This is a genomic window from Sphingomonas sp. 3P27F8, from assembly GCF_005502745.1.
Taxonomy (GTDB): domain Bacteria; phylum Pseudomonadota; class Alphaproteobacteria; order Sphingomonadales; family Sphingomonadaceae; genus Sphingomonas.
On sequence record NZ_SCNL01000003.1, the window covers coordinates 149,597 to 162,700 of the forward strand.

The 13,104-nt window shown below is 62.9% G+C and carries 14 protein-coding genes and 1 tRNA gene; 3 read left to right on the forward strand and 12 right to left on the reverse strand.

Going from position 1 to position 13,104, the window contains the following annotated elements; genetic code table 11:
• Positions 1-34 precede the first annotated feature (34 nt).
• Both hfq and hflX read left to right on the forward strand, forming a co-directional pair.
• Positions 35-598: an RNA chaperone Hfq gene (gene hfq, locus FFS35_RS05400; RefSeq protein ID WP_137786105.1), complete on the forward strand. Its 564-nt coding sequence runs from the start codon at positions 35-37 to the stop codon at positions 596-598.
• Positions 595-1,890, forward strand: coding sequence for a GTPase HflX (gene hflX, locus FFS35_RS05405; protein ID WP_137786106.1), 1,296 nt, complete (start codon positions 595-597; stop codon positions 1,888-1,890). Before hfq ends, hflX begins: the two co-directional genes overlap by 4 nt.
• Before the next feature lie 4 nt (positions 1,891-1,894).
• Here the strand turns inward: hflX and mazG are convergent, their stop codons facing one another.
• The 10 genes from mazG to FFS35_RS05455 are packed head-to-tail and all read right to left on the reverse strand — an operon-like array spanning position 1,895 to position 10,917.
• Complete coding sequence (mazG, locus tag FFS35_RS05410) at positions 1,895-2,653, reverse strand: nucleoside triphosphate pyrophosphohydrolase (RefSeq protein WP_137786107.1); 759 nt, start codon at positions 2,651-2,653, stop codon at positions 1,895-1,897.
• Between the two features lie 30 nt (positions 2,654-2,683).
• Positions 2,684-3,286, reverse strand: a complete 603-nt coding sequence (locus FFS35_RS05415; RefSeq protein WP_137786108.1) for a TIGR02281 family clan AA aspartic protease — start codon at positions 3,284-3,286, stop codon at positions 2,684-2,686.
• Positions 3,283-4,047, reverse strand: a complete 765-nt coding sequence (locus tag FFS35_RS05420) for an MBL fold metallo-hydrolase (RefSeq protein ID WP_137786109.1) — start codon at positions 4,045-4,047, stop codon at positions 3,283-3,285. Before FFS35_RS05420 ends, FFS35_RS05415 begins: the two co-directional genes overlap by 4 nt.
• Positions 4,044-4,820, reverse strand: coding sequence for a TatD family hydrolase (locus FFS35_RS05425; protein ID WP_137786110.1), 777 nt, complete (start codon positions 4,818-4,820; stop codon positions 4,044-4,046). Before FFS35_RS05425 ends, FFS35_RS05420 begins: the two co-directional genes overlap by 4 nt.
• Positions 4,820-6,364, reverse strand: coding sequence for a methionine--tRNA ligase (metG, locus tag FFS35_RS05430; RefSeq protein ID WP_137786111.1), 1,545 nt, complete (start codon positions 6,362-6,364; stop codon positions 4,820-4,822). The genes FFS35_RS05425 and metG overlap by 1 nt, the downstream gene beginning before the upstream one ends.
• Positions 6,365-6,373: 9 nt before the next feature.
• A complete protein-coding gene (locus FFS35_RS05435; RefSeq protein ID WP_137786112.1) occupies positions 6,374-7,324 on the reverse strand; it encodes an AAA family ATPase in 951 nt (316 codons plus the stop codon).
• Positions 7,321-7,947 carry a dTMP kinase gene (tmk, locus tag FFS35_RS05440; RefSeq protein ID WP_137786113.1) on the reverse strand — a complete coding sequence of 209 codons (627 nt, stop codon included), beginning with the start codon at positions 7,945-7,947 and terminating at the stop codon, positions 7,321-7,323. The genes FFS35_RS05435 and tmk overlap by 4 nt, the downstream gene beginning before the upstream one ends.
• The gene (locus FFS35_RS05445) at positions 7,944-9,119 is read right to left on the reverse strand and encodes a D-alanyl-D-alanine carboxypeptidase family protein (RefSeq protein ID WP_137786114.1); all 1,176 of its coding nucleotides are present in this window, start codon (positions 9,117-9,119) and stop codon (positions 7,944-7,946) included. The genes tmk and FFS35_RS05445 overlap by 4 nt, the downstream gene beginning before the upstream one ends.
• 9 nt (positions 9,120-9,128) lie before the next feature.
• Positions 9,129-9,899 (reverse strand): septal ring lytic transglycosylase RlpA family protein, encoded by a 771-nt coding sequence (locus tag FFS35_RS05450; protein WP_137786115.1) that lies wholly within the window; start codon positions 9,897-9,899, stop codon positions 9,129-9,131.
• A complete protein-coding gene (locus FFS35_RS05455; protein WP_137786116.1) occupies positions 9,883-10,917 on the reverse strand; it encodes a lytic murein transglycosylase in 1,035 nt (344 codons plus the stop codon). Before FFS35_RS05455 ends, FFS35_RS05450 begins: the two co-directional genes overlap by 17 nt.
• A 263-nt stretch (positions 10,918-11,180) precedes the next feature.
• On the opposite strand from FFS35_RS05455, the gene FFS35_RS05460 reads away from it, so the two are divergent.
• Positions 11,181-11,270: transfer RNA gene (locus tag FFS35_RS05460), tRNA-Ser, on the forward strand.
• A gap of 3 nt (positions 11,271-11,273) precedes the next feature.
• Here FFS35_RS05460 and FFS35_RS05465 read toward each other — a convergent pair.
• Both FFS35_RS05465 and FFS35_RS05470 read right to left on the reverse strand, forming a co-directional pair.
• Complete coding sequence (locus FFS35_RS05465) at positions 11,274-11,648, reverse strand: hypothetical protein (protein WP_137786117.1); 375 nt, start codon at positions 11,646-11,648, stop codon at positions 11,274-11,276.
• 260 nt (positions 11,649-11,908) lie between these two features.
• Entirely contained in the window at positions 11,909-13,087 is a 1,179-nt protein-coding gene (locus tag FFS35_RS05470) for a VWA domain-containing protein (protein WP_137786118.1), read from the reverse strand.
• Positions 13,088-13,104 lie beyond the last annotated feature (17 nt).

The window sequence follows — 13,104 nt, forward strand, 5'->3', positions numbered from 1 at the left end:
GATCCGGCGCGCCTAGATTGGCGCCGTCGCCGGCATGGCGGCAACCCGACGCCGGGCACCGGCGCATCGCGGGGAAAACCCCGCCAAGAATCGAAGGATCGAGCCAATGGCCGAAAAGCAAACATCCCTGCAGGATCTCTTCCTCAACGCCCTTCGGAAATCAAAGACCCCGGTGACGATGTTCCTCGTCAAAGGCGTGAAGCTTCAGGGGATCGTCACCTGGTTCGACAATTTCTCGGTGCTGCTGCGCCGCGACGGGCAATCCCAGCTGATCTACAAACACGCCATTTCCACCATCATGCCCGGTGGCCATCTGGACGTTGCGGCCATCGTCGAGCAGATGGGCGAGAACGGGAAGAAGCAGCCCTTGTTGCAGGAGGTGTTTCTCAATGCAGTCCGCAAGGCGCAAGACCCCGTCACGATGTTTCTGGTGAACGGCGTGATGCTTCAGGGAAATATCGCCGCGTTTGACCTGTTCTGCATGTTGTTGCAGCGCGACGGCGCGTCGCAGCTTGTCTACAAGCACGCCGTATCGACGATCCAGCCTTCGCGCGCGCTGAACCTGGCCGAAGAAACGTCGGACTCGGAAGGCGATTGAGTACCGGATTCGAACGCGATCGCGATGAGTTCACGCGCGGCGCGCGCGCTGTAGTCGTCTATCCCGATCTGGGCGGCTCATCCCGCGATGCTGATGCTCGTCTGGAGGAAACCGCCGGACTGGCGGCGGCGATCGGCATCGACGTGGTCGCGCGTGAGGCTGTTCGCGTCCGCACCCCTCGTGCCGCGACGCTGATCGGCGCCGGGCAGGTGGAAGCCGTCGCGACGGTCGCCCGGATGGAAGACGCGGGGCTCGTGGTGTTCGACGCCAGCCTCACGCCGATCCAGCAGCGCAACCTGGAAACCCAGCTCGAAGCCAAGGTGATTGACCGGACCGGGCTGATTCTGGAGATATTCGGTGAACGTGCGGCCACCGCGGAAGGGCGGTTGCAGGTGGAGCTGGCCCATCTCGATTATCAGGCCGGGCGGCTGGTGCGAAGCTGGACCCATCTTGAGCGCCAGCGCGGCGGTTTCGGTTTTCTCGGCGGCCCGGGCGAAACGCAGATCGAGGCCGATCGCCGGTTGATCCGCGATCGCATGGCGCGGCTGCGACGCGAACTGGAACAGGTGACGCGCACGCGCGGGCTGCACCGCGACCGGCGGCAGCGGGCGCCGTGGCCGGTGATCGCGCTCGTCGGCTATACAAACGCCGGAAAGTCGACGCTTTTCAATCGCATGACCGGAAGTGACGTCATGGCGAAAGATCTGCTGTTCGCGACGCTCGATCCGACATTGCGGCAGATTTCACTGCCGGGCATCGACAAGGCGATATTGTCCGACACCGTCGGCTTTGTTTCGGAACTGCCGACGCAGTTGGTCGCAGCGTTCAAGGCGACGCTGGAGGAAGTTGTTTCGGCTGACCTGCTGATTCATGTTCGCGATCTTGCCCATCCGGATAGCGAGGCCCAGCGTGCGGACGTGGAGGCTGTCCTGACCGAGATCGGCGTGGCGGAGTCGACCACGCGGATCGAGGCATGGAACAAGGTCGACCGGCTTGAAGACGACGCCCGCGACGAATTGCTGGCGGAAGCCGCGCGTCGCGAGGATGTTGTGGCTATCTCGGCGCTGACCGGGCGAGGGGTGGATCATCTGATCGCCGCTGTCGCCAGTCACCTCACCGCCGGCCATCAACGCTACACGATTACGCTGGAGGCAGCGGACGGTGCGGGCGCTGCGTGGCTGCATCAATATGGCGACGTGCTGGATCGGGAAATGGACGGCGATCGAGCGATCTACGAGGTTCGAATGGCGCCCCGCGACTATGAACGGTTCATGACGCGCCGCGGAGCCTGAATGGTCACTCGGCAGCTTTGACGCGCTGCCACAGGCCCTCTTTCTCGTCGAGCGACAGGCCTGGGAATGCGCCGTCCGCGCGGCGCTCCATCGCACGAAAGCGCCGGTCGAACTTGGCATTGGCGGCACGCAGCGCGGTTTCCGGGTCGACCCCCAGATGGCGCGCCCAGTTCACCACCGCGAACAACAGGTCGCCGATTTCCTCCGCGACGGCCGGGCCGGTAGCGGCTTCAACCTCCGCGATTTCCTCATTGATCTTGGCGTGCGCGCCGCTCGGGTCCGGCCAGTCGAAGCCGACGCGTGCGGCGCGTTTCTGCAGCTTTTCCGCGCGAAGCAGCGCCGGCAGGCCGAGCGCAACCCCGGCGAGGGCGCTATCGTCGGCTTTGGCGGCGCGCTCCTCCGCCTTGATCTGCTCCCACAGGTGATGACCGCCAGCCGCGTGATCGCCGAATATGTGCGGGTGGCGTCGTTCCATCTTGTCGGCGATCGCTGTCGCAACCGCGTCGAAGTCGAACAGGCCGTTCTGTTCGGCAATCCGCGCGTGGAACACCACCTGAAGCAGCAGATCGCCGAGCTCATCCTTCAGTTCCGCCATGTCGCCACGCGCGATCGCGTCGGCAACCTCATAGGCTTCCTCGATCGTGTATGGCGCGATGGTTTCGAATGTCTGCGCAACGTCCCATGCGCAACCGCCGTCGGGATCACGCAAACGCACCATGATCTCGCGCAACCGATCGATAGGGGCCGTCGTCGGTTCAGGCATATAATTGACCGATAATATACATTATGTAAATCACGTGCGTGTTTTCGGATCGAGGATCAACGTTCTCCCCTCTACCCGCCACGACCGGAGCTGGGAGAGGAAATTCATGCCAAGCACGTCAGTTTGGCCGAATTCCGGCGCTACCACCACCGCCAGATCCCGTACGGTGATGGCGCCGACCTCGAGCCTGGCGATCCGGCCACGATCCGCCTGGACAGACCCGTTTGCAGTATCGATCGCCGTCGCAAACGGGCTCTCGGTGGTATCGACATTCGCTGCCTTGGCGGTCGCGACTGACAAGGCGGTGATCGTCGCGCCGCTGTCGATCAGCATGCGCCGTTCGACGCCGTCGATCCGAACGCTTGCCCAAAAATGACCATCCGGGGCCATCGCAATCCGCACGGCGGTTCCGGTGACGCGCTGGTCACGCCCAACCAGGGCGTCGCGCGCGCCATCCCAGATCGGCTCAAGCCGCTCGCGCTGACACGCGATCATGAGCCCGACCGCAAAGATCGCGATCCATGCGAGCGCCATCTTCATCGTGGTGCCGAGCGCCAGACGCCGGCTGAACAAGGCGGACAACGGAAGGAGCAGCATGAGCGCGTAAAGCGCGACCTCCGCGCCATTGGTCATACGGCGATTTCCATGCCGTCGTATCCGGGTTCAATCCCGGGAGGAAGCTCTTCGAGCAACGTGCGATAGTCCATCGACTGATCCATATGGACCAAGGCGGTGCGGCGCGGCTTCAGCTCCGCTACCCAGTCTATCACCTGCGAGAGATGCGGGTGCGAGGGATGCGGCCGCCGCCGCAGCGCGTCCACGATCCACGCGTCCAGTCCCGTGTACAAAGTGCGAAGATCGCTGGTTAAATTACTGAGATCGGTGGCGTATCCTATACGTTTGCCGCCGGCGGTTAACCGCAGGCCCGCCGAGGTGATCGACGCATGCGGCTGATCGACGACATCGATCCGGACTGAACCAATCGTCAGCGAGTCCGGCAGCATGGAAAGCGCAACGGCCGGCGGATATCCGTGATTTCCCGCGAAGATATAGTCGAACCGCCTGGCCAGACCGGCGTGCGTCGCTGCCCTGGCGTATCCCGGAACCGGGCGGCCCAACGCGTGAAAAACCTGTCGCAGGTCGTCGATGCCGAAAACGTGATCGGCATGTTCATGCGTCCAGATCACCGCGTCGACCGTGCCGACATCCGCCGCGAGCAACTGCGCGCGCATGTCGGGGCTGGTATCGACGAGGATCCGTGTCCCCTCATGTTCGATCAATATCGACGCGCGCGTGCGGCGGTTGCGCGGCTCGTCCGGGTCGCACGTGCCCCAGTCATTACCGATCCTCGGAACACCGGATGATGTGCCGGATCCGAGAATCCGCGCTCTCATGCGATGGTTTTGCTGAAAAGCGTGTGAAAGTTACGGGCCGTGGCTTCCTGCAAACTGTCCACCGATTGGCCTCGCAGCGCGGCCAGAAACGCACCCGTATCGGCAACAAAGGCCGGCTCGCCCGCTTTCCCGCGATGCGGCACGGGTGCCAGGAACGGAGCATCGGTTTCGATCAGCAGGCGCTCGATCGGCAGGCGCGCGGCGGTTTCCTGAAGATCTCGTGCGTTCTTGAAGGTGACGATACCCGAAATCGAAATGTAGAGCCCGAGGTCTAGCGCGATATCCGCGAACGCGCCGCTGCTGGTGAAGCAATGAATAACGCCAGTGAAGGCGCCCTTCGCCATTTCGTCGCGCAATATCGCTGCCGTATCATCCTCCGCGCTGCGCGTATGAACGACGATCGGCACCCCCGCCTCCCGCGCTGCGGCGATGTGCGCGCGGAAACTGTCCTGCTGCCGCGCGCGATCGGAATGATCGTAATAATAATCGAGACCGCTCTCCCCTATCCCCACAACACGCGGATGGGCTGCGCGGGCCACAAGCTTAGCGGTATCGACATTTGGATGCCTGTCAGCCTCGTGCGGATGGATGCCGACGGTCGCCCACACATCCGGCTCACGCTCGGCGGTGCCGATAATCTCGTCCCATTCGCTCTCGCGGGTCGCGATGTTGAGCATGGCCGTGACGCCGCGCGCACGCGCGCGCTCCAGCACCGCTTGCTGCTCCTCGACCAAGCCCTTGTAATTCAGATGGCAATGGCTGTCGGCCAGCATCAGGCGGGCTCCGTCGGCAATTCCAGACGCGGAAACACCGGCGTGGGCGTGGCGATGCGAAAGCCGCTAGCCGCATGCCCGTCATACCAGCCGTCGTCATCGATCGCCGCGTGATCGCGTGCGTCGGCCCCAAGCTGATCCAGCACCTTGCCCGCCGCGACAGGAACCACCGGCAAGATCGTGATCGCCAGAATGTGGATCGCGCGGATCAACGTGCGCAGCACCGCATGCATCCGCTCGGGATCGGTCTTGCGCAGCGCCCATGGTGCCTGCGCGTCGATGTAGGCGTTGCACGCGAACACCCCGCGCAGCCAAGCCTCGACGCCCTGGCTCAGCATGAGATCACCAAACGCAGTCTTGAACCCGGCGGCGGCGACGATCACTTCCTCGATAAGCCTGCCATCCGCGTCGTCCGCCCGACCCGGCCCGGGGAACTCACCACCAAGATTCTTGGCGATGAACGAAAGCGTGCGCTGGGCCAGATTGCCGAAAGCATTCGCCAGCTCAGCGTTGACGCGCGTAACGATCGCCTCGGCCGAATAGCTGCCATCCTGCCCGAAACTGACTTCACGAAGCAGGAAATAACGCAATGCATCCACGCCGAATGCCGCAGTCAGATCGAGCGGATCGATCACGTTGCCGACGCTCTTCGACATCTTCTCGCCGCGATGCAGCACGAACCCGTGCCCGAACACCGATTTCGGCAGCGCGATACCCGCCGACATGAGAAAGGCGGGCCAGTAAACCGCATGAAAACGCACGATATCCTTGCCGATCAGATGAAGATCGGCCGGCCAGTGTTTCATCTCGTGATCGGGATAACCGGCGCCGGTCAGGTAATTGGTCAGCGCATCGACCCACACGTACATCACATGGCCGGGACTGTCTGGAACCGGCACGCCCCAGTCGAAGCTGGTGCGCGATACTGAATGATCGGAGAGCCCACCCTCCACGAAGCGCATGATCTCGTTGCGCCTCGCCTCGGGCCGGACGAAATCGGGATTGTCGCGATAAAGATCGAGCAGCGGCTGCTGATATTTCGACAGACGAAAGAACCAGGTCTCCTCGGCCGTCCATTGCACCGGCGTGCCCTGCGGCGAGAGTTTCTCCCCCCCCTCCCCGTCGATCAGTTCCTTCTCGTCATAGAAGGCTTCGTCACGCACGGAATACCAGCCTTCGTAGCGATCGAGATACAGATCGCCAGCATCGCGCATCGCCCGCCAGATCGCCTGGCTGGCACGGTAATGATCGCTGTCGGTGGTGCGGATGAAGCGATCATACGAAATGTTCAGATCGTCACACATCGCCTTGAACAAAAGCGACATTTCTCCCGCGAGATCGCGTACGTCGACGCCGCGCTCGCGAGCGGTCTGCACCATCTTGAGGCCGTGTTCGTCCGTTCCGGTCTGAAAGCGGACATCGCGCCCGGCCTGCCGGTTGAAACGCGCTATCGCATCGGCGGCGATCGCTTCGTAAGCATGGCCGATATGCGGCTTGCCATTGGGATAACTGATCGCGGTGGTGATGTAGAACGGGTCGCCCATGGCCATCCCCTACAGCCGTGACAGGCGCGCGACCACCCCCGCCAATTCGAATACTGTCGCCCCCGCATCCAGCGACAATCGCCGCGCGGCGCCGGCGATTCCCAATGCGTCTTCATAAGCATCGAGCGCGGTGCGCAGCTCTTCTCCACCACGCTGCGGCGCCTGCCCGGCGATGAATTCCGGCGCGCGATCGAGGAATGCTTCGTAACGCGGCTGGGCCGCCTTGGTGGAAAGCGCCTTGGCCAGCCTCGTCCGTTCAGCGTTGCTCCTGTCGCCACTGCGCGCGATCGTCGTGAGCGCCGTATCGATCGCGCCGAGATCAAGCCCGGCATATCGCAGCGCCCGCCCGGGTGATCCCGCTGCGGCACGCACCAGTGTGTCCAGTTCATCACCGCGCAGATCGGGAGCTTGCTCTCGCAGCACCTCGCGCACATCGCCGTCATCGAGCACGCCGAAACGCAGCGTACGGCAACGCGAGCGTATCGTTGGCAACAGGCGACCCGGAGCGTGGCTCACCAGCAGGAAGACCGTGCTCGGCGGCGGCTCCTCCAGGCTCTTGAGCAGCGCATTTGCGCCTTCCCGCTCAAGATCGTCGATCGCGTCGATCACGATCACGCGGCGCGGCCCGAGCGACGGCGTGGTCGCGAACAACGACTGCAGCGATCGCACCTGTGCGATCGTGATACTCCGCGCGAGCCGCTTGTCGCCTCGATCTTCCTTCGCCAGCCTCGTCAACTCGCGGTAATCAGGGTGAGAGCCGGCTTCGAGCAGCGCACGCGTTCGCTCACCGCTGTCGTCGCCCGCCGAATGCGCCAGCAGGCGGAAGGCGGCTTCCCGCACGAACGCCCCCTTCCCCACGCCCTGCGGCCCGGTGACGAGCCATGCGTGGTGCAGAGCACCGCTCTCCATCGCCGCGTCGAATGCGGCGCGGGCCTGGGCATTGCCGCGGATTGACGTCATGGCAGCAAGTCAGCCAACCCGTCGAACAAAGCCGCTGTCACCCGCTCTGGCAACTGGGTCGCATCGACGCGGCAAAAACGCTCCGGCTCGCTTTCGGCAAACCGATCGAAGGCGGCCGCCACCGCGAGGTGGAAATCCTCGCCCCGCATCGCGAACCGATCCGCGCCCGCGCCGTCGCGCCCGACAGCACGGCGCGCGCCCTCGACCGGGGGCAGTTCAAGCAGGAATGTTCTGTCCGGCAGCAACCCGCCCGCCCCGAAATGGTGCAGCGCGAGAACAGCCGCATCGTCTATGTCGCCGGCGACACCCTGATAGGCGCGGCTCGAATCGATATAGCGATCGGAAATCACCCAGATCCCCGCTTCGATCGCCGGCCGGATCGTTTTTTCGACATGATCGGCCCGCGCCGCCGCGAATAGCAGCGCCTCGGTTCGCGGGCTCCAGCGGTTCACGTCACCCTGCATCAGCAGCGCGCGGATCGCCTCGGCGCCGTCGCTGCCGCCCGGCTCACGCGTCACGAGCGTACGGATACCGCGCGCCGCCAGCGCAGCCGCGAGCGCCCGCGCCTGAGTCGACTTGCCGGCTCCCTCCCCGCCTTCGAGCGAGAGGAAGCGCCCCTTCATCCGAACAAGCCCGTCAGCCCGGCCCAGGCGCGACCGAAGAAGCCTGCCTCGCCGACATCCTTGTCCGCAACCAGCGGCAACGTCTGATCGGGAAGGCCGGGCGACGTGACGACCAGATCCGCGATATGGTCGCCAGCCTTGATCGGCGCCTTGATCGGCCCCTGATAGACAATTTTGCCGCTGAGCACCGGCACCGCCCCGGCAGGCAGGGCGACCTTCAGATCACGCGGAGCGATCAGGCCGATCCGGGAAGAACTTCCCATCTGAACGTCGGCGTCGGCAACCTTTCGGCCTTCCTTCACGATCGCCTTCGCCTGCCACGCGCGGAAGCCCCAATCCATGAAGCGCACCGATTCGCTCACGCGCTGATTGAAACTCGTCAGCCCGGCAAGAACCATCACCAGCCGGCGACCGTTCTGCTCCGCCGATCCAGTGAAACCATAGCCCGCCTCGTCGGTATGCCCCGTCTTCAGCCCGTCGGCGCCCTGCACCCGCCCCAGCAGCGGATCACGGTTCGCCTGCGTGATCGCCGCGCCGGAACCCAGCGTCTTGCCCCAGGTGAAATCAGGCCGCGAATAGAATTGCTTGTAGAGCTTGGGATGGTCGGTAATCGTCGCCGCCGCAAGCTTCGCCAGATCGCGCGCGGTAACATAGGTGACGCCACCGTCCGGCCACCCGTTCGACGTGCCGAAATGGCTGTTGTCGAGGCCAAGCCGCTTGGCTGCCTCGTTCATGCGCTGCACGAATGCACCCTCAGTGCCGGAAATGCCCTCCGCCAGCACGACGCAGGCATCGTTGCCTGAAAGCGTGACAATCCCGTAGAGCAGATTTGCGACCGAAACCTTCTCACCAGTGGACAGAAACATCGTGGAACCCGCTGCGGGGCCGTGCCATTTTTTCCAGGTTTCGGGCCGAACCTCGAATTCCTGATCGAGCTTAAGCTCGCCACGCTTCACAAGATCGAACGCGACGTAAACCGTCATCATCTTCGCCATCGAGGCGGGCGGCATGCGACGATCGGCATCCTTTTGATAGAGCACCGCGCCGGACGACAGATCCTCCATGAACGCCACTGGTGCGGGCGTATCGAACTGCGGCGCCGACGCGGCCGACGGATAGGCGATCGACAGGGCGATAGCGGGAGCGGCAAGAACGTATGGAAGCTTGGGCATGAACGATACTCAGGGCTGAACAATGATTGATGCATCGCCATAGCCGCGTCGCGCGGCGTCGTCACGCGCGCGCTGCGCTGCCTCCGCCGTGTCGAACGGACCAAGGCGGACCCGATGCCGCCCGTCATGCAGATCGGCACTGCCACGAAGCCGCTCCGCGAGCGACCTTGCCCGCGATCCGCTAACAAACGAAGCGACTTGCACGACATAATTGCCATGCGGTTGAAGCTTGATTGACGGTTGAGGCGTGGCTTGAAGCGCGATCGCCATCGCGCCATCTCGCGCGGGCAGGCGGCGTCGCAGGCTGGCGAGCATCTCAGGCGAGGCCACTTCCCTCGCCCCCGCCGCGTCACCGCGCGCCAGCGCCAGGCGATCCGGCTCGACAGCCGCGACGCTGCGGACCCGAACCGCCGCCTTCGCCCGCCGGCCGCTCCCGAGCAACGCCGCCGCACCGCGCGACAGATCGATCAGGCGATCGCGCTGGCCAGGGCCGCGATCGTTGATAAGCACCAATATCGTGCGCCCGGTATCGAGCGCGGTCACCTCTACATAGGATCCCAGTGGCAGCGTCCTGTGCGCGGCGGTGATGGCGGACGGGCGAAATGGCGCGCCCGATGCGGTTTTGGCGCCGGCCAGTTCCTCGCCATACCAGGTCGCGTAGCCAACTTCGTCGTAGCGCGCCGGCACCGCGCTCGACGCCGGTGACGGTGGCGCGTCGCGCGCCTGGCATACTGCCGCGATCGGCAGCGCCAGAAGCCAGAGATTAGCGCTCAACCGCATCGGCAAGCAGCCCGACCGAAAGCGCGTAGAAGTTCGAGCAATTGTAATCGAGGATCACGCGGTAATTTCCGGTAAGCAGATAGGCGGTCTTGCCCGGCCCATCCGGCTCGAGGAGCGTGGCGAGCACGCCATCACCCGGCCAGGGGCGATCCTGCGGCACGAGGCCGAGCGCGCGCCATTCCGCCATGGTGCGCCAGCCGCTGTGCCGCTCGAACACGCGGGGGCATCTCGGGGAGATCAGACGATTAACCTGTCCGGCGCGATCATAGGTTGCGGGCACGCTGACGGCGATGCCCCACGGTTGCCCCGGGCGCCAGCCGGCGTTGACGAAATAATTGCCGATCGAGGCAAGTGTGTCGGCAGAACTGTTCCAGATGTCGATCCTGCCGTCGCCATCGCCGTCTCGCGCAAGCCGGAGGTAAATCGACGGCAGAAACTGCGGATTGCCCGTCGCGCCGGCCCAGCTCCCCTTGAGTTGCTCACGTGGCACGCCGCGATCGAGCATCTTCAACGCAGCGATGAACTCGCCCGCGAAGAGGTTACGACGGCGCCCCTCATAGGCAAGGGTCGCAAGGCTGCGCAGCAGATCGAAATTTCCCGTGTAGCTGCCGTAATTCGTTTCATGACCCCATATCGCGACCATGATCGATTCGGGCACACCGGTCTGCGCCTCAACCGACGCGAGCCTGCTTCGGTTGGCGAGATACGTGGCGCGCCCACGCGTTATACGTGCAGTATCGACGTGCTGCGCACGATAGGGCGCGAACATCGAGACCGGCGCGTTGGGAGACCCGCCAGGTTGCTGGCGATCAAGATCGACCACACGCTGATTGAACGTGAGCGTAGGCATCACGGCATCCAGCGTTGACACTTTCACGCCGGCGGCGAGCGCCTGAGTGCGCAATGTCGGCAGATAGGCTTGGAATCCCGCTTCATCCTGCGCGATCGCTGGCGTTGCGGCCGCAGCGAGAACGACCGCGGCGAGCACGGAAACGGCGCGAATGATTATCCCCCTCATACGCGCCATCTTGCACGTCGGAAGACGATTATGAAACAGCCAGTCATCGTCGGGCTTGCACATACCGTCGCAGCACGCCACAGCGCGCGAACTGCTCGCGGAGAGGTGGCCGAGTGGTTTGAGGCAGCGGTCTTGAAAACTACTGGAGATTGCGACCAGTGCGCGGAAATAGGAGTTTTGTTACAAGGGGTTAGCGTCAGTCCGATTCGCCAGGTGTAATTACCCATAAGCCTGTCGTAAGCTGCGAGCCCCCGAAATGGCATGGAAGAGTGTCCGAGTGGTTTAAGGAACTGGTCTTGAAAACCAGCGACGGGGCAACCCGTCCGTGGGTTCGAATCCCACCTCTTCCGCCAATTTCAAAACTGAGCCTTCTGCTTCCGAAGATCCCAAGCGGATATTCCAACGACGGCAAGAACGGCGATCCCGATCACCACGTCAACCGCGCCGGCACCGATAGCAACGGCCACGACCAATCTAACTGCCATGATTCCAGCAATTACCATCGCGATCGTGGGCGCTCGCGCATTGCCAGAGGCAATCGCTCCAATCAGCAAGAGACCCAAGAAGATGTTCCAGCCCGCAACTGCGCCGTTCCCGTGATCAAATATGAACGGGATTGCGAGCAATATTAGGAGGCCAGCTGAGGCAAACGAGAGCCACTTGCCTATTCCAGTCCATTCGATGCTGCTTTCTGTCGTCATAGACCGAACGTGCATGAAATGAATCGTCAAAGCAACGCCTCGCACCATACGCAGGCTCGAGGCGTTGCACAACGTAAGGACAGAAGGAGTGTCGCCTATCCCCACTGCTGCGGATGTTCGATAACTTACGACAACCTACATAAAACGTCCAAGCGGCAAAATGCGCTTTCTGCCTGTGTATCGCTTGCTTATGAAAACCTGCGTAAACATACACAAACGTCGTTTACACTAAACTTGAAACCGCCGTAGGTTCACGCTTACCGTGGGTTCGAATCCCATCCTCTCCGCTATCATCTTTTACGCGACAGTTCGCGCATCGCATCGTCCAGCCCGCCGAGCGTCAGCGGAAACATGCGGTCGTTCATCAATTCCCGAATGATCTTCGTGGACTGCGAATAGCCCCACTGACCTTGGGCGACCGGGTTCAGCCATACAGCGGCCGGATAGGTCGTGGCCAGGCGATGCATCCACACCGCGCCAGATTCCTCGTTGAAATGCTCCACAGACCCGCCCGGATGCGTGATCTCATACGGGCTCATTGCCGCGTCGCCCACGAAGATGAGCTTATAATCGTGCGGAAATTTATGAAGCACGTCCCAGGTCGGCGTGCGTTCCGAAAAGCGGCGACGGTTGTCTTTCCACACGCCCTCATAAGGGCAGTTGTGAAAGTAGAAGAACTCAAGGTTCTTGAACTCGGTCGTGGCGGCGGAGAACAGTTCCTCGCACAGCTTGATGAACGGATCCATCGAGCCGCCGACATCCAGAAACAGCAACAATTTCACGGCATTGCGCCGTTCGGCACGCATATGGACGTCAAGCCAGCCTTGTCGCGCAGTGCCGTCGATCGTCGCATCGATGTCCAGTTCGTCCGCGGCACCTTCGCGTGCGAACTTGCGCAGGCGGCGCAGCGCGATCTTGATGTTGCGCGTACCGAGCTCACGGGTGCTGTCGAGGTTCTTGAACTCGCGCTGATCCCATACTTGCAGCGCACGCTTCTGCTTGCTCTCTCCACCGATCCGCACGCCTTCGGGATTATAGCCCGAGTTGCCGTAAGGCGATGTGCCGCCGGTGCCCACCCACTTGCTACCACCCTCGTGCCGCTTCTGCTGCTCTTCCAGACGCTTCTTGAGTGTCTCCATGATCTCGTCCCAGGAGCCGAGCGACTTTATCGCCTCCATCTCCTCCGCGGTGAGATATTTCTCGGCGACGGCCTTCAGCCAGTCCTCGGGAATTTCAGCGCCGGGCTGGGCGAAGCTGGTTTCAATGCCCTTGAATACCTTGGCGAAGACCTGGTCGAAGCGATCGAGCAGCCCCTCGTCCTTCACATAGACCGCCCTGCTCAAATAGTAGAAATCCTCCGGCGTCCGTTCGATCACATCCTTTTCGAGCGCTTCGAGCAGCAGCAAATGCTCTTTCATGCTTGCCGGAATCCCGGCGCTGCGCAGTTCATCAAGAAAGTTCAGGAACATGCGAGGCCTCCGATAAT